This is a genomic window from Streptomyces sp. NPDC021115 (genome assembly GCF_044333065.1).
Classification (GTDB): domain Bacteria; phylum Actinomycetota; class Actinomycetes; order Streptomycetales; family Streptomycetaceae; genus Streptomyces.
On sequence record NZ_JBIRQF010000004.1, the window covers coordinates 132,980 to 154,479 of the forward strand.

General features: G+C 72.4%; 19 protein-coding genes. 1 reads left to right on the forward strand and 18 read right to left on the reverse strand.

Features of this window, described 5'->3' with window-relative positions:
* Window positions 1-217: 217 nt before the first annotated feature.
* The 8 genes from ACH4TL_RS14510 to ACH4TL_RS14545 form a co-directional block, all read right to left on the reverse strand.
* Window positions 218-643 (reverse strand): hypothetical protein, encoded by a 426-nt coding sequence (locus ACH4TL_RS14510; protein ID WP_398313949.1) that lies wholly within the window; start codon window positions 641-643, stop codon window positions 218-220.
* Between the two features lie 87 nt (window positions 644-730).
* Entirely contained in the window at window positions 731-1,402 is a 672-nt protein-coding gene (locus ACH4TL_RS14515) for a 4-carboxy-4-hydroxy-2-oxoadipate aldolase/oxaloacetate decarboxylase (RefSeq protein ID WP_398313951.1), read from the reverse strand.
* Window positions 1,403-1,411: 9 nt separating this feature from the next.
* On the reverse strand, window positions 1,412-2,617 hold the full coding sequence (locus tag ACH4TL_RS14520) for an aspartate transaminase (RefSeq protein ID WP_398313953.1): 1,206 nt from the start codon (window positions 2,615-2,617) through the stop codon (window positions 1,412-1,414).
* 1 nt (window position 2,618) lies between these two features.
* Entirely contained in the window at window positions 2,619-3,362 is a 744-nt protein-coding gene (locus ACH4TL_RS14525; RefSeq protein WP_398313955.1) for an SDR family oxidoreductase, read from the reverse strand.
* A 48-nt stretch (window positions 3,363-3,410) separates the two neighbouring features.
* The gene (locus tag ACH4TL_RS14530; RefSeq protein WP_398313957.1) at window positions 3,411-4,730 is read right to left on the reverse strand and encodes an MFS transporter; all 1,320 of its coding nucleotides are present in this window, start codon (window positions 4,728-4,730) and stop codon (window positions 3,411-3,413) included.
* A gap of 102 nt (window positions 4,731-4,832) precedes the next feature.
* Window positions 4,833-5,876 (reverse strand): biotin-dependent carboxyltransferase family protein, encoded by a 1,044-nt coding sequence (locus ACH4TL_RS14535; protein WP_398313959.1) that lies wholly within the window; start codon window positions 5,874-5,876, stop codon window positions 4,833-4,835.
* Window positions 5,869-6,582, reverse strand: coding sequence for an allophanate hydrolase subunit 1 (locus tag ACH4TL_RS14540; protein ID WP_398313961.1), 714 nt, complete (start codon window positions 6,580-6,582; stop codon window positions 5,869-5,871). Before ACH4TL_RS14540 ends, ACH4TL_RS14535 begins: the two co-directional genes overlap by 8 nt.
* A 1-nt stretch (window position 6,583) precedes the next feature.
* The gene (locus tag ACH4TL_RS14545) at window positions 6,584-7,393 is read right to left on the reverse strand and encodes a LamB/YcsF family protein (protein ID WP_398313963.1); all 810 of its coding nucleotides are present in this window, start codon (window positions 7,391-7,393) and stop codon (window positions 6,584-6,586) included.
* A 247-nt stretch (window positions 7,394-7,640) separates the two neighbouring features.
* On the opposite strand from ACH4TL_RS14545, the gene nac reads away from it, so the two are divergent.
* Window positions 7,641-8,543, forward strand: a complete 903-nt coding sequence (gene nac / locus ACH4TL_RS14550) for a nitrogen assimilation transcriptional regulator NAC (RefSeq protein WP_398313965.1) — start codon at window positions 7,641-7,643, stop codon at window positions 8,541-8,543.
* Here nac and ACH4TL_RS14555 read toward each other — a convergent pair.
* The 10 genes from ACH4TL_RS14555 to ACH4TL_RS14600 form a co-directional block, all read right to left on the reverse strand.
* Window positions 8,540-9,679, reverse strand: a complete 1,140-nt coding sequence (locus ACH4TL_RS14555; protein WP_398313967.1) for a PP2C family protein-serine/threonine phosphatase — start codon at window positions 9,677-9,679, stop codon at window positions 8,540-8,542. The genes nac and ACH4TL_RS14555 overlap by 4 nt on opposite strands.
* Before the next feature lie 104 nt (window positions 9,680-9,783).
* Window positions 9,784-10,560, reverse strand: coding sequence for an IclR family transcriptional regulator (locus ACH4TL_RS14560; protein ID WP_398313969.1), 777 nt, complete (start codon window positions 10,558-10,560; stop codon window positions 9,784-9,786).
* 148 nt (window positions 10,561-10,708) lie between these two features.
* Entirely contained in the window at window positions 10,709-11,167 is a 459-nt protein-coding gene (locus ACH4TL_RS14565) for an SRPBCC family protein (RefSeq protein WP_398313971.1), read from the reverse strand.
* Window positions 11,168-11,226: 59 nt separating this feature from the next.
* Window positions 11,227-12,471, reverse strand: coding sequence for an NAD(P)/FAD-dependent oxidoreductase (locus tag ACH4TL_RS14570; protein WP_398313973.1), 1,245 nt, complete (start codon window positions 12,469-12,471; stop codon window positions 11,227-11,229).
* Window positions 12,472-12,596: 125 nt separating this feature from the next.
* The gene (locus ACH4TL_RS14575) at window positions 12,597-13,790 is read right to left on the reverse strand and encodes a PucR family transcriptional regulator (RefSeq protein ID WP_398313975.1); all 1,194 of its coding nucleotides are present in this window, start codon (window positions 13,788-13,790) and stop codon (window positions 12,597-12,599) included.
* A 75-nt stretch (window positions 13,791-13,865) separates the two neighbouring features.
* Window positions 13,866-15,290: an amidase gene (locus ACH4TL_RS14580; protein ID WP_398313977.1), complete on the reverse strand. Its 1,425-nt coding sequence runs from the start codon at window positions 15,288-15,290 to the stop codon at window positions 13,866-13,868.
* Window positions 15,291-15,887: 597 nt separating this feature from the next.
* The gene (locus ACH4TL_RS14585; RefSeq protein WP_398313979.1) at window positions 15,888-17,402 is read right to left on the reverse strand and encodes a sodium:solute symporter; all 1,515 of its coding nucleotides are present in this window, start codon (window positions 17,400-17,402) and stop codon (window positions 15,888-15,890) included.
* A complete protein-coding gene (locus ACH4TL_RS14590) occupies window positions 17,399-17,623 on the reverse strand; it encodes a hypothetical protein (RefSeq protein WP_398313981.1) in 225 nt (74 codons plus the stop codon). The genes ACH4TL_RS14585 and ACH4TL_RS14590 overlap by 4 nt, the downstream gene beginning before the upstream one ends.
* A gap of 133 nt (window positions 17,624-17,756) precedes the next feature.
* Window positions 17,757-19,985 (reverse strand): germacradienol/geosmin synthase, encoded by a 2,229-nt coding sequence (locus ACH4TL_RS14595; protein ID WP_398313983.1) that lies wholly within the window; start codon window positions 19,983-19,985, stop codon window positions 17,757-17,759.
* 189 nt (window positions 19,986-20,174) lie between these two features.
* A complete protein-coding gene (locus ACH4TL_RS14600; protein WP_398313985.1) occupies window positions 20,175-21,317 on the reverse strand; it encodes an acyltransferase family protein in 1,143 nt (380 codons plus the stop codon).
* Window positions 21,318-21,500 lie beyond the last annotated feature (183 nt).

Here is a 21,500-nt window from a genome sequence, read left to right on the forward strand (position 1 = left end):
ACCGCCCGCCCCGGACCGCACCACGCCACCGGCCACCCGGAATCCACTCGGGTGGCAGACGCCGGAACGGGTGTATCCGATTTGCGGCGTCGGAAAACCCGCAGCTCAGAACACTGGCATCGCGGTCAGGGAGCCCAGACACGTCAGGAAGACGCGATTGCCCGCAGCGGGATACTGAGCACGACCGTACGGTTCCCGCCCGGCAGCCTGGCCGCCCTCATGACCAGTCGACCATCCCGGCGAAGATCCCGTACGGGACGATCACGGAGGGCGGAGCGAGGAAGGCGAGGAGGACGCGGCGCCTGACGTTGCGCTGGCGCCAGGGCAGGGCCCAGCCGGTGATCAGCAGTCCCAGGGGGAGGGCGAGACCGCCGAAGTAGACCGTCAACGCGGTGTGGAAGCTGGACTCGCACCGGGCCCGCGCCACCTCGCCGGGGGCGTCGCAGGCCATCGAGGAGAACCCGACCCCGACCGTGGTGTAGAAGCCCACGACGAGGGTGACGACCGTGGAGACCAGCGGCGCGAACCACTCGCCGGAGACCGGGTCGTCCGGGGCGGGGTCGGGCGGCGCGACTCCGCACCGTACGTCGTCGCACCACACGTCATGACACGGCGCGTTTGCGCACACTGCGTCCACAGCCATGCGCACAGCCAACCCGCAGGCGGGGCGGGTCGCATGAGTCCGCGTACTCAGGTCCCCCGCTCGGGCTTCACCGCCGCGAGACCGCGGTCAGTCGATGACCAGGCCCTTGGCCTTCAGGACCGGTTCGAGGCCGCAGACCTCGATGACGCTCTTGCCGGAGCGGTAGGCGGCGATGAAGGCGTCCTCGGCCTCGACGCGGGCCTGGCACTTGGCGATGACATCCGCCAGGTCCTCGTGGCGGACCACCACGACGCCGTCGGCGTCGGCGCGGACCACGTCGCCCGGGCGGATGATCTCGCCGCCGATCAGGACGGGCTCGGCCATGGGGCCGACGGTCTCCTTGACCGTGCCCTTCATGCAGACGCTGTACGAGAAGACGGGGAAGCCGAGTTCGCGCAGTTCACGGGTGTCGCGGACGCCGGTGTCGGTGACCAGGCCGCCCAGGCCCTTGGCGACGCAGGCGTTGGCCAGGACGTCGCCGAAGGAGCCCGCCTCGGCGTACTGGCCCGCGGAGACGGTGATGACGTCGCCGGGGCGGGCGTGGGCGATGGCGACCTGGAGCATGATGTTGTCGCGGGGCGCGCAGACCACGGGGAAGGCCGGGCCGCACGCGGACATCGCGGGGTCGACCGGCTTGATGGTCGAGTCGAGGGCGCCGAGGCGGCCCTGGGCTTCGTGGATGGTGGCGGCCGAGTAGGCGCCCAGCTGCTTGACCAGGTCCGGATCAGGGCGGTCGAAGGCGGTGTTGACGCGGATCATGGGGTCCCCTCAGGAGAGTTCGGCGCGGGCGCGGGCGATGGCCTCGCAGGCCGCGGTGAGGACGTCGTTCGAGGTGGCGAAGGAGATGCGGAAGTAGCCCGGTGAGCCGTAAGCGGCGCCGTGGATCACCGCGACCGACTGGGACTCCAGCAGATGGGCGGCGAAGTCCTCGTCAGTGCGGATCTCCTGGCCGGAGGGGGTGCGGGTGCCGAGGAGGCTGGTGCAGTTGACGAAGGCGTAGAAGCCGCCGTCGGGCGGGGTGCAGGACAGCCCGGGGATGTCGTTGATCAGCTTGACGACGGTGTCGCGGCGGCCGCGGTAGACGGCGACGCTGTCCTGGACGAACCCCTGGTCGCCGCTGAGCGCGGCGGTGGCGGCGGCCTGGCTGATGGAGGAGGGGCAGGAGGAGATCTGGGACTGGAGGGTGTTGATCGCCTTGATCAGCTCGGCGTTGCCCGCGCCGTAGCCGATGCGCCAGCCGGTCATGGCGTACGTCTTGGAGACGCCGTTGGTGTAGAAGACCCGGTCGGCCAGGCGCGGTTCGACGGCGGCGAGGCTGTGGACCTGGCCCGTGCCGTAGAAGATCTCGTCGTAGATCTCATCGGTGAGGACGTGGACGTGCGGGTGGGCGAGCAGCACCTCGGCGAGGGCGCGCAGCTCGCCTTCGGTGTACACGGCGCCGGTCGGGTTGCCCGGGGAGTTGAGGACGACCCAGCGGGTGCGGTCGGTGAGGGCGGAGGCCAGCCGGGCGGGGGTCAGCTTGAAGCCGTCGGTCTCCGGGCAGGCGACGATGACCGGGGTGCCGTCGTTGGCCAGCACCATGTCCGGGTACGACACCCAGTACGGGGCCGGGATGACGACCTCGTCGCCCGCGTCCAGGGTGGCCATCAGGGCGAGGAAGATGATCTGCTTCCCGCCGCCGCCCACCGCGATCCGGTCGCCGGGGTAGTCCAGTCCGTGGCGCCGCCGGAGCCGGTCGGCGATGGCGGCCCGCAGCGGCGGGGTGCCGTTGACCGGGGTGTATTTGGTGTCGCCCTGCCGGATCGCCTCGATGGCGGCGTCCTTCACGTGGGCGGGGGTGTCGAAGTCGGGTTCGCCCACCGTGAGGTCGAGGATCTCCCGGCCCTGTGATTTCAGCTCGCGGACCCGCTGGGCGGCCGCGGTGCTGGGCGAGGGTTTGATGCGGCCGACGCGCTGTGCGGTGCTCCTGCCCATGTCAGTCGGCCCTCCGCTCGAAGTTGAGCCCGCCGGGCACCTGGAAGGTGGGCAGGATCTCCACATGGCCGATGTTGACGTGGCGCGGTGAGGAGATGGCGAATTCGATGGCGTCGGCGATGTCCTCCGGCTTGAGCGATTCGTAGCCGTCGTAGAACCGGCGCTGCGCCTCTTCCATGTCGCCGAGCAGCCGCCCGAAGATTTCCGTCTCGACCCGCCCGGGACAGATTTCGGTGACCCGGATACGGCGCCCGTAGCCGTCCACCCGCAGCTGTCGGGAGAGGGTGTGCACGGCGGATTTGGTGGCGTGGTAAATGGTGTTTCCGCCGAAGTTGTAGACACCGGCGATGGAGCTGACGTTGACGATGTGGCCGAGGTCGCGCTCCACCATTCCCGGCATCACCAGCCGCACCAGGTGCAGCACGGCCTGGATGTTGACGGCGATCTGCTCGTCGACGGCGAATTCGTCGGCGGTGAGGATGTTTCCGGTGCGGGACACCCCGGCGTTGTTGACGAGGATGTCGACCTGGAGGCCCTGGAGCTCGGCGGTCAGCGCGGCGGTGTCGGTGATGTCGACGGCGTGCGGGACGCAGCCGGTGCGGCGGGCGAGGTCGTCCAGCCGCTCGGCGTTGCGGGCGACGGCGTGTACTTCGAGGCCCTGCTTGGCCAGCCGTTCGACGACCTCCGCGCCGATTCCGGTGGAGGCACCGGTCACCAGTGCGGTCTTGTAGTCGGAAAAGGGCATCGGGACTTCGCTCCTCGATTCGGGATGTTACGGGTGGGGGTCGCGGAACTACGCGTCACGCAGCGGCAGGTGCGCCCGGTCCGAAACCCGGGAGACGGCGATGAGCGTGCCGAGGGCGGTGACGACCGCGTAGAAGGCGGGCATGTTCACGTTGCCGGTGCGGTCGATGAGGTAGGTCATCAGCAGCGGCGCGGTGCCGCCGAAGAGGGCCGAGGAGATGTTGTAGCCCAGGCCGTAGGCGGAATAGCGGACCCGGGTCGGGAAGAGTTCGACCAGCAGGATGTGGATGACGCCGGTGTGGCCCGCGAAGATGACGGCCATCACGCACGCGCCGAGAATCGCGAGCCCCACGTTGCCGGTGCCGATGAGCAGGTAACAGGGAATGCCCAGGGCGGCCATGGCGATCGCGGAGCCCGACAGGACCTTCTTGCGCCCGATCCGGTCGGAGAGCCGGCCCATGTACGGAATGGCGAGGGAGATGGCCACCAGGCTGGTCGAGGTGACGAGCAGCCCCTGCACCTTGCTGAAGTGCAGTTCGGTGCTCATGAACGTGGGCATGTAGCTGAACAGCACGTAGTAGCCGGAGCCGTTCATCAGCGGGATGAACAGGGCGAGCAGCATCGCGCGGCGGTGCTCGGAGGACTTGAACGCCTCCTTGAGCGGGTTCTTCGCCAGCCCGCCCGATTCCTTCAGCCGGTTGAAGTTCGGGGTGTCGCTGATCCGCTTGCGGATGTAGAGGCCCGCGATGCCCAGCGGCACGGCGAGCAGGAACGGAACGCGCCAGCCCCAGGACTCCATGGCGTCCGAGCCGAGACCGCTGGTCATACCGGCGGCGATCAGCGTGCCGGTGAGCAGCGAGAGGAACGAGGCGATCTGGGCGTAGCTGGTGTACAGCCCGCGCTTGCCCTCGGGGGCGTGCTCGGCGAGGAAGCTCATCGCGCCGGACGCCTCACCGCCGACCGAGAAGCCCTGGAGCACCCGGAGCAGGATCAGCAGCGCGGGGGCGGCTATGCCGATGCTCGCGTACGTCGGCAGCAGGCCGATCGCCGCCGTCGCGACGCTGATCAGCATGATCACGAAGACGAGCATCCGCTGGCGGCCGATGCGGTCGCCGAGGTGGCCGCAGATGATGCCGCCGAGCGGGCGGAAGAAGAACGAGACGGCGTAGCCGAGGAAGACGAGCTGCACCTGCACCGCGTTGGACGCGTCGGGGAAGAAGACGACGCCCAGGGTGCCCGCCATGAAACCGAAGATGCCGTTGTCGTACAGCTCGGCGAAGATGCCGACGCACCCGGCGAGGGTCACTTTTCGCGCGGTTCTCGGATCGACGACGTTGGGGGTCGGTTGAGCGGCGGCGATGGCGGTCATGATGTCTCTTTTCTCCAGGCGGGGGTCAGGCAGGTGGGGACGGATCACTCACAGGGGGAAGGGGACGGAAACGCGGGGAGGGGACGGAAACGGGGACGGGAGTCAGCCGGTGGACGGGTCGGTCCTGACGGGCGGCGGGACGGGCATGCCCAGCTCGTCGAAGACGGTGCGCACCCGGGCGGCGAGCGCGCGGACGGCATGGCGCTGGGACCGGTACGCGGTCACCGCCTCGTCCAGCGTCCGGCGCCGGAACCGGACCGACTGCCCTGGCCGGGCCTGTCCGAGCGCGGACAGTCCGGTCGCGGTGACCACCGCGAGCACCGGATATCCGGCGGTGACGCCACGGCCGCGGTGCAGTACGAGCAGTTCGTCGCCCGCGGGGACCTCGACCGCGCCGACCGGCACACCGCGGGACAGCACCTCGCCGGTCACCACCCGGCGCGGTACGTCGCCGCTCATCCGCAGCCCGATGTGGTTGCTCCGCGGGGTCACGGTGAACGGCGCCCGGAACAGCCGCTCGGCGGTGTCGCCGAACTCGGCGAGGTCGGGCCCGTCCGTCACGTCGACGGTCCAGGACTCGGTGCAGTGCGCCACCGGGGCGTGCACCCGGAACAGCGGGATGCCGAACACCGGGTGGGCGACCGTCGGGCAGCCGGCCCGCAGGGCCAGTTCGTCACCGTCGCGCAGCGAGCGTCCGAAGCCGAGGATCGTGTCGGGGGCGCAGGAGCCGAGCAGGGCCGGGGTGTCCACCGAACCGAGGACGGCCAGGTAGACGCGCAGCCCCACCCGGATGCCGCTGATGGAGATGGTCTCCCCGGCCCGTACCGGCAGCGGTTCCCACTGCGGCCGCGCCACCCCGCCCACGGTGACGTCGGCGGGCGCGCCGGTGACCGCGATCAGGATGTCGGTGGAGGGGGTGCAGGCGAAGTCCAGGGCGGTGACCTCCACCAGCGGCGCGCCCTCGTCGTTCCCTGCCAGGACATTGGCGACGCGGGCGGAGTGCTGGTCGAGGGCGCCGTTGACCGGCAGGCCGTAGCGGGAGTGCCCGAACCGGCCGAGGTCCTGTACGGCGGCCAGGCCCGCCCGGTGCACGGTGAGGGCGCCGGTGAGGGTGCGGGCGTCGGTCATGGTGAGGGCCTCAGTCATGGCACGCCGCCAGGGGTGCGCCCGCGTGCTCGTCCCACTGCTCGGGGGCGATCGGTACGAACTGGAAGGTGTCCCCTGGCCGGTACGGGGTCAGCGGACGGGCATCGAGGTCGAGCACCCGCAGCGGGGTGCGGCCCAGCAGCGCCCAGCCGCCGGGGGACGGCATCGGCGAGATGACGGCCTGCCGCCCGGCCACCGCGACCGAGCCGGGGACGACGCTGGTCCGCGGCGAGGCGAGCCGCGGCACCGGGCGCGGGAACGCCGGGCCGTCCATCATCGGGGCCGCGGCCGGGGCGCCGAAGCAGCGGACGGTGAGGGGGGCGCGCGAGTGCAGCTCCACCACCTCGTCCTCGGTCAGCCCCAGCTGATCGGCGACGATGGGCAGGTCGGGACCGTACTCGCCCCCGTACACCACCGGCACGACGAACCGCCGGGGCGCGGGGCCGGAGCGCGGGCCCTCGGCGACGCGGCCGCTCTCGTACCGCAGCAGCCGCCGGAGGGTGCCGTGGTCGGTGACGGCGCAGTCGAACTCGACGAGCAGCGTGTCGTACGTGGGCACGATGCCGTACACCCCGCCGGGCCGGGCGGCCTCGACCGCGTCGGCCAGGGCATGGACGGTCTGCCAGGCCCGGTCCGGCGGGAAACCCACGGCTTTGACCACGACGGCCGAGTCGCCGCAGTCCGCGATGGTGACCTCGCCCGTCATGTCACGCGCTCCCGACGGTGGCGGCTTCGAGGTCCGCTTTGAGGTCCAGGACCTCGGTGAGCGGCGCGATCTTCACCCCGGCGGTGAGCAGTTCGGCGCGGATGCGGCGGGCGAGCGCGATGGCGCCGGGGGTGTCGCCGTGCAGCAGGACGGTGTCGCACGCGACCGGCAGATCGCGGCCGCCGACGGTGTGGATCACGCCCTCGGTGACCATCCGGACCGTCCGCTCGGCGATCTCCCCCGCGTCGTGGAGGACGGCCCCGGGCTCGCTCCGGGGTACCAGCGTGCCGTCGTCGCGGTACGCGCGGTCGGCGATGCCGACGATGCCGACCCGCAGGCCCAGGGCGCGGGCGGCGTCGGCGAGTTCGCCGTCCTGGGCGAGGACGATCAGCGACCGGTCGAACGAGGACACGGCCCCGGCCACCGCCTCCGCGTAGTCGCGGCGGGTCGCGACCAGGTTGCCGAGCCGCCCGTGCGGCGCGATGTGCCGTACGCCGGTGCCGTGCGCGGTGGCGAAGGCGTGCAGCGCGCCCAGCTGGTACAGCGTGTCGGTGCGGACCTCGTCCGCGGTCAGATCCATCGCGCGGCGGCCGAATCCGACGAGATCGGGAAAGCTGTGGTGCGCGCCCACGGCGACACCGATTTCGGCGCAGCGGCGGACGGTGGCGTCCATGATTCTCGGATCGCCCGCGTGGAATCCGCAGGCGATATTGGCCGATGTCAGCACGTCCAGCAGCGCCTCGTCGTCGCCCATGGTGTAGGCGCCGAATCCCTCGCCGAGGTCGGCCACGAGATCGACGGCATGCGTCATGACGTCCTCCGGAAATAAGAAATCGTCGCTGCTTTGCGAGAGGGACCTGTGAGAGGGGCCTGTGAGAGGGATCTTCGCGAAGAGATAAATTCGCGTTCCGGTGAACGTAATCCGCACGAGAGAAGGCGGCAAATATGCGTTGGGTGTGACGTAATCGCCTCTGGTTATGACCTGGGCCACACGCCCTGTCCGGCGGCGGTCGGCGCGGCCCCTACGATGAGGGCCCGCCCAGCCCGGAGGACCGCCCATGGACACCAGGCGTCTCTACTCGTTCGTGAAGATCGTCGACGCCGGGAGCATCACGCGCGCGGCCGACATCCTGCACATCGCGCAGCCCGCCCTCAGCCAGCAGCTCTCCATGCTGGAGACCCAGTTCAAGCAGCAGCTGCTGATCCGCAGCAAGCGCGGAGTGGCGCCGACCGAGGCGGGCCGGGCGCTGTACCGGCACGCCCAGCTCATCCTGCGCCAGGTCGAGCTGGCGCAGGCCGCGGTCGACGTGTCCGGGCGCGCCCCCGCGGGCAGCGTCTCGGTGGGCCTGGCCCCGTACAGCATGGGCGCGGCGCTCGCGCTGCCGCTGCTCACCAGCGTGCGCGAGCGCTACCCCGACATCGTGCTGCACATCAACGAGAACTTCGGCGGGGTGATCAGCGAGGCGATCATGACCGGCCGGATGGACATGGCGTTCATCTACGGGGCCGGGCCGCTGCGGGGCGTGCAGTTCGAGCCGCTGCGCACCGAGGACCTGTTCCTGATCGCCGCGCCGGGCCGGACGATGGGGTCCGGCGGGGGCACGGACGTCCCGCTGGAGGAGCTGGCGGACGTGGAGCTGCTACTGCCCAGCCGCATCCACACCATCCGCCAGGTCGTGGACGCCGCGTTCCAGCACGCCTCGCTCCAGCCGCGGGTGATCGGCGAGATCGAGTCCGTCCTGACGCTGGTCAGCGCGGTCGGCGCGGATCTGGGCGCGACGGTGCTGCCGTGGTCGGCGGCGCGCGCGATCCTCGACGTGCAGAACCTGGTGGTGCGCCGGATCGTGGACCCGGCCATCCCGGTCAAGCTCTCGCTGTGTACGTCGGACCATCAGCCGCTGTCGGAGCCCGCCCACGCCGTGCACGACCTCTTCCACGAACTGATCGCCGACTTCGGCTAGCTGTCCGTACCGGTCGGGGCACCGGTGCGGGCGGGCTCGTCGGCCGGTGCCGGCTCGGCCCGGTCCGCGGCGGGCTTGCGCAGCAGCAGGAGCGCCGCGTCGTCGTGCAGCCGCCCGCCCACGTGCGCGAGCAGTTCGTCGTGCAGCCCGGCGAGGGTACGGGACGGCTCGTCGCATACGTGCCCTGGCACCCGCTCGGCCAGCGGGAAGTACGCCCGGCCCTGGTCGCGGGCCTCGATGACCCCGTCGGTGTACAGCAGCATCTGGTCGCCGTCGGCGAACGGCACCACCTGGAGGCTCGGCGCCTCGCCGCCCAGCGAGGCCAGACCCAGCGGCGGCGCCGGGCGCACCGGCTCGACGGGCACGACCGCACCGGCCGGGCCGATCAGCAGCGGCGGCGCGTGGCCGCAGTTGACGATCTCCATGCGCCCCTCGGCGGGGTATCCGGCGACGACGGCGGTGACGAAGTCGTCCGGGGCGAGGTTGCGGGCGAGGCTGCGCTCGATGCGGCCGACCACGTCCAGCAGGTCGGGCTCGTCGTACGCGGCCTCCCGGAACACGCCCAGCACCAGCGCGGCCGTGGACACGGCGGGCAGCCCCTTGCCGCGCACATCACCGACGATCAGCCGGACCCCGTACGGGGTGGACACCAGCGCGTACAGGTCGCCGCCCACCCGGGCCTCCGCCGCGGCGGCGCTGTAGCGGACCGCCACCTGGAACCGGCCGACCCGGGCGGGCACCGGCCGCAGCAGCGCGTTCTGCGCGGCCTCGGCGACCGAGCGGACCGCGGCCAGCACCCGTTCCCGGCGCCTGCGCAACACGCTGGCCAGGCAGCTCGCCAGGGTCACCGCCACGAGCGTCGACAGCACGACCGCCTGCCCGTGGACCGGCGCGCCCAGCCACGCGCCGAGCCCCGCGCCCAGCCCGACGGCGAGGGCCCCGATCCGCAGCACCGCCCACGGGCGGCATGCGGCGGCGGCCAGCGCCGGGCCGACGGCGAGCAGCGGCAGCCAGCTCGTACCGTCGCCGGTGACGAAGGCGATGACCGCGACCGCACCCAGGGTGAGTACGGGCACTCCGGCCGCGAACGGCGCGGGGGGATAGGGCTGGTCCAGATGGGTGCGGGCCTGGATCATGTCCGGGTCGACTGCTCTCTCTCGCTCGCATGGATGTCCGTTTCATCCAGAGAACCAGTGGTTCGCGACGCGCGACAAGGGCCGGAATTTCAGATAGTGAGCGATCACACCGACCCGACGGTGAGCGAAAGGCGCCTGGTCACGCGGTCGGCCGTGGGCAGCAGCCGCTCCCGTATCCCCTCCAGCCGCGCGGTCCGCTCCGCCTGACCGGCCTGGAGCGACACCCCGAGCGAGCCGAGCTGGTCCCCGCTGTACACGGGCACCGCGAAGCACACCGTGCCCAGCGCGTACTCCTCCAGGTCGGTGACCGGCGCGTCGGCGGCCGTGGCGTCCAGCCGACGCAGCAGCTCGGCGGCGCTGGTGACGGTGCGGGGCGTGAGATCGACGAGCGGATGCCGGGACAGATAGTCGCCGCGGGCCTCGTCGTCCAGCTCGCGCAGGACGCACTTGCCGAGCGCGGTGGCGTGCCCGGCGTCCTCGAACCCCACCCATACGTCCACGCGCGGCGCTCGCGGGCTGTCGACGATCTCCGCGACCCGGATCTCGCCGTCCTCGTAGAAGGTCAGATACGCGGCCGCCGACAGCTCGTCCCGCAGCCCGGCCAGCGTCGGCCGCACCCGGTTGAGCAGCGCCTGCCCGCGGCTGCCGACCTGGAGCGTGTGCAGCTTGTCGCCGACGACGAAGCCGCCGTCGGGCAGCCGGTGCACATAGCCGTCGTGGACCAGGGTCCGCAGCAGGTGGTACGCGGTGGCCAGCGGCAGCCGCGCCTCCCGTGCCAGCTGTTTCGCCGGCGCACCGCCCTCATGTGCGCCCACGGCCTCCATCAGGCGGAAGGCTCGCTGCACGGAAGTGATGAGCGTTGGGCCTCCTGGAGTACCCATATGACCAGCTTGCGCCCGGTTTGGCGGCCGGGCAAGGGTGTATCCGCAGGCAGTACGCAGTACGAGGGCGCCGACCGACCCGGATCGTCGGCCGACGCCCTCGGACCGGGGCGAAGGCGGTCAGGCGGAGGCCATCACGCCGCGGCCGTCAGCCCGGGCTGATCCGGCCACGCCAGCCGCCCTCTTCCTGGCCCCGGTGCTCGATGAAGTCCTTGAACCGGTGCAGATCGCCCTTGATCCGGCGGTCCAGCGTCCCGGTCATGTCCGCGGCCTTCTCCGCCATGCCGGTCGGCTCGAAGACCAGGGCCAGATTGACCTCGGTGTGGTGGTCGTCCAGGGAACGGAAGGTCACCAGGCCCTGCTGCCGCACATCGCCGGAGGTCGTGCGCCAGGCGATGCGCTCGTCGGGGAGCTGATCGACGATCTCGGTGTCGAACTCACGGTGCACACCGGCGATGGATGTCGACCAGTGGTTGCGCCGGTCGTCCACCTGCGTCACCTGGTCCACGCCTTCCATGAACCGCGGGAACTCGGTGAACTGCGTCCACTGGTTGTAGGCCGTGTGCAGCGGAACCTCGACCTCGACGGACTCCCGCACGGTGCTCATCGGTGACTCCTTTCGTCGCTGTCACCGCAGCGGGTAACCGGGCCCGCGCCCGTGAAACGTCATCGCAGGGGATGCAGCGCGGCCAGTTCGGCGGGGGCGGTGCCGGTCGCGATGGCGTCGGCCAGCAACCGCCCGGTGAGGGGGCCGAGGGCCACGCCCCACATGCCGTGGCCGCCGTTCACGTACACCCGCGGCGAGGCGGTCGGGCCGACCAGCGGCAGCCCGTCGGCGGTGCACGGGCGCGAGCCGACCCACTCGTCGCGGCGGGCGTCCCAGTCGACGTCCCGCAGCAGCGGACGGGCCGCGGCGATGATCGCCTGGATGCGGCGCGGGTCGACCGGGCGCTCCGGAGGCGCCAGTTCCATCATCCCGGCGACCCGTACCCGGCCGTCGCCCAGCGGAGTGCACACCACCTTCTGCCCGGCCAGATACGTCGGGCGCGCCGGTGCCCCCTCGGCGGGCACGCTGAAGCTGTAGCCGCGCCCGGACTGCACGGGCACCCGCACCCCGAACGGGCGGACCAGCCGGTTCAGCCACGTACCCGTAGAGACGACGGCGACGTCCGCCCGCAGATCGCCCCGGGGCGTGCCGACCACGACCCCCGTGCCCAGGTCGCGGATTCCCGCCACCCCGGCCTGCTCCACGATCTTCCCGCCGCGCTCGCGCACCGCGTCCGCCAGCGACCGCACGAAGTTCCCGGGGTTCAGCCGCCGTTGCCCGTGCAGCGCGATGCCCGCGCCGACCGCGTCGCTGAGCACCGGCTCCAGCGACCGCGCACGGTCGCCGTCGACGGTCTCGTACGCGATCTCGTAACCCGCCGCGCGGGCGTGCTCCAGCTCCTTCACCATCGCCGCCCGCTCGGCCGCCGTCCCGAAGGCCATCAGCATCGGGTCCACGGGGACGGTCGGCTCCTCGACGCCGCCCGCCGCGAGGTCGTCGTACGCGGCGAGGGCGTGCCGGTTCAGCGCGGCGAACGTGGTGGCCAGCACCCGCCAGCGGCGCGGGGTGCAGTGCCGGGTGAACTCCAGCAGGAACCGCGCCAGGCGGGGATCGGCGCGCGGCGGTATGTAGACGGGCGAGGTCGGCGTGACCAGACTCCGCACCCCGTGGCGGAGCGCCGCGGGCTCGGGCAGCGGCATGGCCAGCGCCGGCGTCAGCCACCCCGCGTTCCCCCACGAGGCCCCGGCCGCCGGATGCCGCCGCTCGGCGACGGTGACCTCGACGCCCCGGCTCTGGAGCGCCCACGCGGTGGACAGCCCGACGATCCCGGCACCGACGACGACGGCGCTGCGTGGTGTGGACACGGTGGCGTTCCCCTTCCCCTGATGATGCGCACTGCGTACGCATCATCAGGGGGCCGGACCACCCATCGCACTGTCCGCGGGACCGATAGCGCGGGCGCGGGTGTTGTCGCGCGGGACAAGCGGGGCTACGGCAGGCGCAGGGCGCGGAGGCGCAGGCGGAGCTGGATCTCGAACTTGGCCGCCGGGTCGGCGAGGTCGAGGCCCGCGATCTCGTGCGCCCGCCGCAGGCGGTAACGCAGGGTGTTGGGGTGGATGTGCAGCTGACGGGCGGCCAGCCGGGCGTCCTCCCCGGCGGTCAGATAGCGGGCCAGGCTGTCCAGCAGCTCCGTACCGCGCTCGCGGTCGTACCGCTCCAGGTCGGCGATCGCGCCCAGCGGATCGTGCCCGGACTCGTCGGCCAGGTCGACGGTCTGCATCAGCAGCGCGTCCAGGTGGACATCGCGGATGTGGGCGGCGGCGCCGTCCGTACCGCCCAGCCGGGTCAGCAGCCGGACGACGAGGTCGGCGTCGGCCCGTGACCGGTCCAGTTCGGCCGGTCCCGGCACGGTACGGCCCACCCCGGCCACCATCCCGGCCCGGTCCCGGAGTTCCCGGACCACGCGCGCCAGCCGCTGTTCGTCGCGCACCGGCAGCACGGCGTAGCCCGCGCCGTCGGCCTCGGCGTGGATGCCGCCGTGCCCCGGCCCGTCGAGCCCCGCCAGCGCGCGCCGCAGCGGCTCGCCGGACGGGGCCGGGCCCGGCGCCACCGGGCGCAGCGCGACCACGGCCAGCGGCCCGGGGGCCAGCGGCAGTTCGGCGGCGGCGCCGACCGCCTCCGGTCCGCCGCCCAGGAGGGCGCGTACCGCCGCGGCCCGCCGCGCCTCCTCCCCGCGGCGCCGCGCGATCTGCCGGGCCAGCACCGGGGCGGCCAGCGCGGCCGACTGCTCCAGCGCCGCCCGCTGCTCCCGGGAGGGCGCGTCCGGCACGATCGCCCAGATGGAACCCACAGACAGGTCGTCCACCCGGATCGGCATGATCGCCCGCGGCAGCACATCGGGCACTCCGGACGCGCGGAAGTCCGCGTACAGCGGGACGGACGAGCCCGCCAGCCGCACATCCAGCCGCTCGCTGCGCAGCAGCGGCCGGTACCGGTCGGGCACCCGGCGATTGAGGATCATGGCGACGCGGGCGTCGTCCGAGTTCTCCTGGCCGGGCGAGTAGGTGATCAGCTCGGACGCGTCGTCCTCAACGGTGATGGGCGCGCCGACCAGCCCGGCGATGCTGTCCGCCAGGGCGAGGAGGCCGTCCGGGGAGTCGTCGTACATGGCTCCTCCGCTCATGAGCGCGCCACCGGTTCCGGGGGCACCTACCCGGGCCGGACCGCTTCGATGCCCCTCGATGGTCCGCAGCGGACATTACCCCTGCGGGCGCCGCCGCCCGTACCCCGTGGCCTGCTCGAAGGCATGGCCCACCTGGAGGACGGCGAAGTCCGCCCGGTGCGGTCCCACGATCTGGACCCCCACCGGCAGCCCGCCGGGCGTGAACCCGCCCGGGACGGACAGGGCGGGGCTGCCCGTCGCCGTGACCAGGTACGCCGAACGCATCCACTCCAGGTAGTCCCGCATCGCCACCCCCGCCACCTCGGTCGGGTACTCGATGCCGATGTCGAACGGCGGCACCTGGCTGACCGGGAGCAGCAGCACGTCGTAGCGCTCGAAGAAGGCGCGGACCCGGTGGAAGAGCACCGTGTGCAGCACCTCGGCCCGCGCCACCTCGGGCCCGGTGAGGCGGCGCCCCACCTCCGCGTTCTCCCGGATCGTGCGCTTCAGCCGGTCCGGGTGACGGTCCATGAGCGGGCCGAACGCCACCTCGAACAGCGCGGCCCGCTGCGTACGGAAGACCTCCTCGCCCTCCGTCAGGTCCGGGCACGCCCGCTCCACCACGCAGCCGAGGTCCTCGAAGACCCCCGCCGCCGACTCCACGACCGCCGCGACCTCCGGCTCCACCGGCACCAGCCCGCCCAGGTCCGGCGACCACGCCACCCGCAGCCCGGCCATCTCCCGGTCCAGCGGCCGGGCGAACCGGGCCCCCGGCTCCTCCAGCGCGATCGGCGACCGGGGGTCGGGGCCCGCCATCGCGGACAGCAGCAGCGCGGTGTCCGCGACCGTACGGGCCATCGGACCCTTGACCGAGAGCGTCGTCCACGCGTTCGATGCGGGCCAGGTCGGAACGCGCCCGGGCGACGGGCGCAGCCCCACCACGTTGTTGAACGACGCCGGATTGCGCAGCGACCCCCCGGTGTCGCTGCCGTCCGCGATCGGCACCATGCCGCTGGCGAGCGCGGCGGCCGCACCCCCGCTGCTGCCGCCCGCGCTGCGGTCGGGGGCGTACGGGTTGTGGGTGGCGCCGAAGATCGGGTTGAACGTGTGCGAACCGGCGGCGAACTCCGGCACGTTGGTCTTGCCCAGGGTGATCGCCCCGGCCTCCCGGATGCGCTCGATGATCAGGTCGTCCTGGTCCGGTATGCCGTCGGCCAGCGGCGAACCGTGGCTGGTGCGGATGCCCGCGGTGTTGTGGGTGTCCTTGTGCGCGATGGGCAACCCGTGCAGCACCCCCACCCTGTCGGCCCCCTCCGCCACGACCCGCTCATCGGCCGCCGCGGCGGCCTCGAGCGCGCGGTCAGCGACGAGGGTGACGATCGCGTTGACGTCGGGGTTGACCTTCTCGATCCGCCGCAGATGCGCCTGAAGCAACTCACGCGCGGACAGCTCACGCCGCCGGAGCAGGCCGCTCAGCTCCAGGGCGGTCTTGTAGCAGAGGTCGTCGTCGTGATCCGTCACGGTTGCTCGCCTTCGTAGATTGCCGAATTGTCCCCCACCCCGCCCCTCCCCGAACCAGGGGCCGGGCCCCTGGACCCCACGGGACTGCCGCCCCGAACCCCCAGCGCAAGACGCGGATGCTCCCCACCCCGCCCTCCCCGAACCGGGGCCAAGCCCCAGCCCCCCCGTTCCACGCCAGGCCGACGGCCCTTCGGCCCCACCCGCGCCCGGGAACGGCCAGCGCCGCCACGCGGCAGCGCGCCGGGCGCACACCGCAGCCATCCGCCGGGCCGGGGCAGGGTCGAGGAAAGACCAGCCGCGCCACCTCGCCCAGCCGCGCGCAGCACACGACCGGGGCAGCGCGGGCCGAACCGTCCGGCCCGAAGGCCACCGGTACGCGGCGCCCACGGGCCCCGCCCGGGAAACAGCCGTCCCATGCGGCAGCGCGCAGGGCGCCACACCACCCCGGGTCGGGGCCAGGGGCGGAGCTCCTGATTCGGGAAGGGGCGGGGTGGGGAAGAACCACCGCCCCAGGGCGCGCGGCGGGCGGGGCGAAGGCCACCCGCGCGTGGGGGTGGCCTTCGCGGGGCAGGTGGGCGGCATCGGGGCGCGGGGCGGTCAGCCGCGGGGGGAGTCGTCGGGGCTCCGCGGGACGGTGGCCGCCGGGGCGTACGGCGCGGCGGCACCATCCGGAACGGGGGCGGAGGCGCCGTGGGGGCCGGGGGCAGCGTCCGTGGTGCGGCGCGGAACGAGCAGCTGCACCAGCAGGGCCACCGCCAGGTTCACCCCCAGCCCCACCAGCCCGGCGTTGATGTGCCGTACGTCGATCTCGGCCAGGGTCAGCCACGTCACCACGGCCTCGCCCGCCGCCAGACCGGCCAGGGCGGCCGGTGCCGTGAGGAGGCGGCGGCCGCCGAGGACGGCGAGCAGCCCTGGAACGAGCTGGATGAATCCGCTGACCGTGAGGAGCTGGAGGTCGGCCAGCAGGCCGGGGCGCAGGATGCCGAGGGTGAGGGCGAGGCCGATGGCGAGGACGACGACGCTGTGGTTGACCCGCATCCGGGCCGACTCCCGCCCCGGGGGCAGCAGGTTCTGGGCGACCAGGGTGGAGATGCCGATGCACATCGCCCCGGCCGGGACCATCGCGGAGGCCGCGGCGGCGACCACGACGAGCCCGGTGGCCCAGCCCGGCAGGGCGCCCTGGGCGAGGGTGAGCAGTACCCCGTCGCCGTCGCCGTCGGCCCGTACGACGACCCCCGTCAGCCCGATCATGATCGGGATCATGAGCGCGACCTGGTACAGCGGCATGAAGACGTTGTTCGTGCGGATCGCCCGCGGCCCGCCAGCGGCCATCAGCGGCGGCCAGTGGTGCGGCGTCGCCATCATGCCGCCCGCGACGGCCGAGACGAGCACGCTCGTCGTCCACCACACCTGGTCCTGCGCCCCGCCGTGCACGGTCAGCATCTGCGGCTGCGCCTCGTGGACCCGCTGGAACACCTCGCCGACGCCGCCGCCGGCGTAGTGCAGCGGGATGACGACGGCGAGGACCGCCATGACGCCGATCGTCAGGATGTCCTTGAAGTAGGCGCTGTTCTTCAGCCCGCGGATGCCGGACCACAGCACGAAGGCCGCGGTCAGCACGGAGGCCAGCACCATGCTCAGCCGCCCCGAGGCCGTACTGCCGGTGACCAGCCCGACGACCATGCCGAGCCCGGTGAGCTGGAGCTGGATGTAGGGGAGCAGGAAGACCAGCCCGATGACGGCGACGACCTTGCCGAACAGCGGGCTGCGGTAGCGGTCGGCGAAGTAGTCGGCCTGGGTGAGGTAGCCGCGTTCCTTGCCGAGCCGCCACAGCCGCGGCTGGACGAAGTAGAGCAGCAGGAAGGCGAGCGCGAGGTAGACGACGGCGTACGTGGCGGCGTTGCCGCCGGCGTACGCGACCCCCGCGACCCCGAGGAAGCTGAAGGTCGTGAACACCTCGCCCGCCTGGAGGAACCACATGGCGGCGGTGCCGAAGTTGCGCTGCCCGACGGCCCATTCGGCGAGGTCGGCGGAGCGCCCGGTGCGGCCGAGGAAGCCGCAGAGCGCGAGGGCGCACATGCCCAGCAGCGATACGGCGAGGACGACGCTCACCGGCCCTCACCCGCCGCCGCCCGCTCACCGTGCCGGAACAGCCCCCACTCGACGGCGGCCAGCGCCGGGGTGAGCGCGAGCACCCAGCCGCCGACCCATACGTAGAGCGAGGGCATGCCGAACCACAGCCGCTCGGCGTTGACGAACGGCAGCCACACCGACGCGAGCAGGGCCAGCGCGGGGACCACGGGCAGGAGCAGGAGCAGATTGCGCCGCGACACGGTACCTCCAGGGCGCGAGGGGACTGCGCGGCATTCAACAGACCCGCCCCGCGTCCGGCATCGTCACCGGCGGCCAACATGCGGCGGTCCCGCCTTGTCCGCGGGGACAAGGCGGGACGCACAAAGGGAACCGCTACCGGACCGCGAGCCGGGCGGCCGACGTCCCCAGCCCGGTCGGGCCGAGCGGCACCCGCGGCAGCCGCGGCACCCCGGCCTCGTACAGCAGCTCCTCCTCCCGGTACCGGGCGACCTCCCGGTGCCAGGTCAGGATGCCGCTCATCCAGTCCTGGAGGTGGCGCACGTACCCCTCCAGCGCCGCCCGGCCCTCCGCCGACAGCCCGAAGTCCTCGTACAGCACCGGGAACTCATGCGCGGCGACGTGCTGGAACTGCCGCATCCGCGAGGTCATCAGGTCATGGACGATGGCCACCCCGGTCGGGTAGTCGCAGTCGAAGAAGTTCTGCACGACCAGGACCCCGTTGTGGACCTCGCCCTCGAACTCGATCTCCTTCTGGTACGAGCAGACGTCGTTGAGCAGCGTGGCGTAATCCATGGCGGCGTGCTCCAGCGAACGGACCGGCCCGCTGTCGTGGATCTCGGGCGGGACGCACTTGCCGTGGGCCAGCCGGGCCAGGCTCATGGTGAGGTGGGAGCCGAAGGTGTGGCGGCGCATCTCGATGTAGTCGACCGGGTCGGGGATCCGGTGCTGCGCCTGGTTCGCCAGCTCCCACAGCCAGCTGTCCAGCATGTCGTCCACGGTCGTACGGAACGCACGGCGCGCGCCCTCCTCCATCGGCCCCGCGGTACGCGACCACAGATCGGCGAGGGAGCGCTCAAGGCCGCTCGCCGGGACGGGGGTGGGGCCCGCGTCGAGGGGCGAGAGGGGCATGAAGGTCTTGAGCCGCTCGTTGCACGCCTTGGCGCCGGTGAGGTCCCGCTTCCGGCCGAAGACCCGCGGGTAGTAGTCGTCCGCGTACGTCCCCCAGGCGAGCCAGCCCGACGTCAGGTCCAGCTCCTCGGGAGACGCGTCCGGATGGATGCCCGCCGCGCACAGCGGCAGGTCGGCGGCGCGCAGCTTGCGCTCGTCCCAGATGTCCGAGCCGAGGATGCCCGTGCGGTGCGACCACGCGACCAGATTGCGGCGCGCCCGGTCCAGGTGCGGGCTGAGCCGGGCGGTGAACGGCATGACGAAGTCCGGCAGCCGGGAAGGCCCGACCCGCTGGTGCGGCACATGGCTGAAACGGCGCGCCCTGGCCCGCTCCGCCCGGCCGGTGGTGAGCCGTATGTCGGCGGCCGATGCGCCGAGGCCGCTGCCGTCGAGGCCGCTGACCGAGAACGGTGTCCAGGCGGGCTCGCTTCCGGCCGCCCCTCCCCCGTTCATGTAGCGGCTGGACCGCAGGTGCCACTCATGGCCGCCGGACTGCCAGTCCTGGAGCCCCCTGACGTACGTCATGACGTCCGCGCAGGCCGCCGCGTCGAGGCCGTGCTCGGCGAAGAGCGGGGCCAGCTCGGTGAACGCGGTGTTCTCGAACTGCTGGAGCCGCGAGGTGAGCAGGTCATTGACGGAGTCGGCCGCCTGCTGGGTGGTGCAGCCCAGGAAGGTCTCCAGGACCAGCACCCCGTTGCTCAGCTCGCCCTCCTCCTCGATCTCCCGCTGGTACGAGAACAGGTCGTTGCGCAGATGCACCGCGTCCGCGAACGCGTCCCGCAGCACGCGCAGCGGCCGCGACTCCGCGATGACCGCGGGCACCTCGGCCCCCACCGCGTGCTCCACGAGCCCCGCCGACCAGGGGGCGCCGCCGACCTTGCGCCGCATCTCGATGTACTCCACCGGATTGGGCGTCCGGCCCGCGTTGATGTTGGACAGCTCCCACAGCGACTCGCCCAGCAGGTTCTCCGTGGACTGACGGAACCGGGCCCGCCAGTCGGCCGACATCGCGGGCACCGTCCGCACCCACAGGTCCTTCAGCCCCGCCTCGACCGGATTGACCGGCTCCGGCATGCGGGCCGCCGCCGGGTCCATCGGCATGAACAGCGGCAGCCGGTCCAGATACGCCTTGCCGCCCGCCCGGTCCTGCGAGCGCTTGAACCGCTCCAGGAAGTGGTCGTCGAAGAAGAACACCCACACGTACCAGTCCGTGATCAGCGCCAGCTCCGCGGCGGAGCACTCGGGGTGGGTGTAGGCGCACAGCAGGGCGTAGTCATGGGCGTCGAGATCCTTCTGCTCCCAGACCCCGGAGCCCTCGAGCATGCCCATCTCGCTGGCCCACCGGCTGGAGTGCTCCCGTGCCTCCCGGACGTGGGGATTCAGCCGCGCCGGGTACGGCATGTAGAAGTCGGGGAGTTGAAAGGGCTGTGTCACGGGCGGGCCGGCACCTCTCCGTACGGCGGTTGCCCGCGCGGCCGGAAACAGTCCCCGCGAGCTGGTCGGCTCGGCCCTACCCAGGGCTCTGACGGCCTATCCGACATGCCCATTAGTCATATGAACGTGCGAGCGTTTCCGGCCCCGCCGTGGCGGTACGGCCGCGGCGGGGCCGCTGCGCGCTGCGCGCTAGCCCGGCGGTCTCGTGGCCTGGGCCGGGACGGCGGCCCGCGCCGGAACGGAACGGAAGGCCCACTCCATCCGCGGCTCCATCGCGAAGCGGAACACCCGCTGGACCGGCCGCGAGCACAGCGCGGTCACCACCACCGCGGCGACCACCGTGACCAGGACCGCGCCCCCCGGGGTGTGCAGCCAGGACGGTTCGTACCAGCCCGCGAAGTGCGAACCCTTTATGAGGAGGCCGTGCAGCAGATACCCGTACAGCGTTCCGGCGCCGAGCGCGGTGAACCACATCGTCCGACCTGGCACCCAGGCGAAGAAGCACGCGGTGAGCACCATGGAGCAGCCGAAGAGGGCGAGCGTCATCACGATGCCGCTCCACCACGGCGCCCCCAGCTCCTGGGCACTGTCCCGGTGGTAGAACCACCCGGCGTTCATGCGCGGCACCGCCCAGTACGCGAAGACCAGCGCGGCGGCCGCCACGGGTACGGCCAGCAGCCGTGCCTCCGGCCGCCGCACCATCCGGAAGTGCTCCGGCCGCATGTGCAGCCCGGCCACGAAGAAGGGCAGGAACTGGAGCACGCGCTGGAGGTCGAGGTCGTCGCCGATGTCGGGCGAGCACGAGGCGAGCGCGGCGATCGCCAGCGCGACCGGCACCGGATGGCGGACGATCCGCCACACCGGGGTGGTGAGCCGCCATACGAAGAGCGCGATCAGGAACCAGGTCAGATACCAGGGGTCGAGCAGGCTCACCGGGTACGAGAGGTCGCCGCCCGCCCAGCCCTTGAGGAGGCTGTACACGGTCTCGAAGATCACGTACGGGACGGCGACGCCGGTGATCAGGCGCTTCAGCCGATCCGGCCGGAGGTCGAAGTTCCGCGAGAAGTAGCCGGAGATGAGGATGAACGCCGGCATGTGGAACGCGTACACGAACATGTACAGGGCCGCCGCCGCTCTGCTGCCGTCCCGCAGCGGTTCCCAGGAATGCCCCATCGCGACCAGCACGATGGCCAGGTACTTGGTGTTGTCGAAGAACGCGTCACGCTGCTGGGGAGCGGCGGCGGAGGGCGGGGAGGCGGGCGGCGCGGCGGTCGTGGGGGCGGGCGTGGGGGCGGGGGCGCTTTGCGCGCGACGTAAGGACGAGATGTTCATCACATACGCCACCCCGTGGAACCGACAGCGGCGATCCCGCCTCTTTGTGGGGTTGAGGAGAGGGCTGCGGAGTGGAACATTCCACGCACAGTAGTGGCGCCGAAGCGGCCACAGGCGGAATGGCTCAGCTCTTGCGTACGTCGGGTCACGCCCCCGCCCCCGCTGTCACACTTCGCCCCCGCG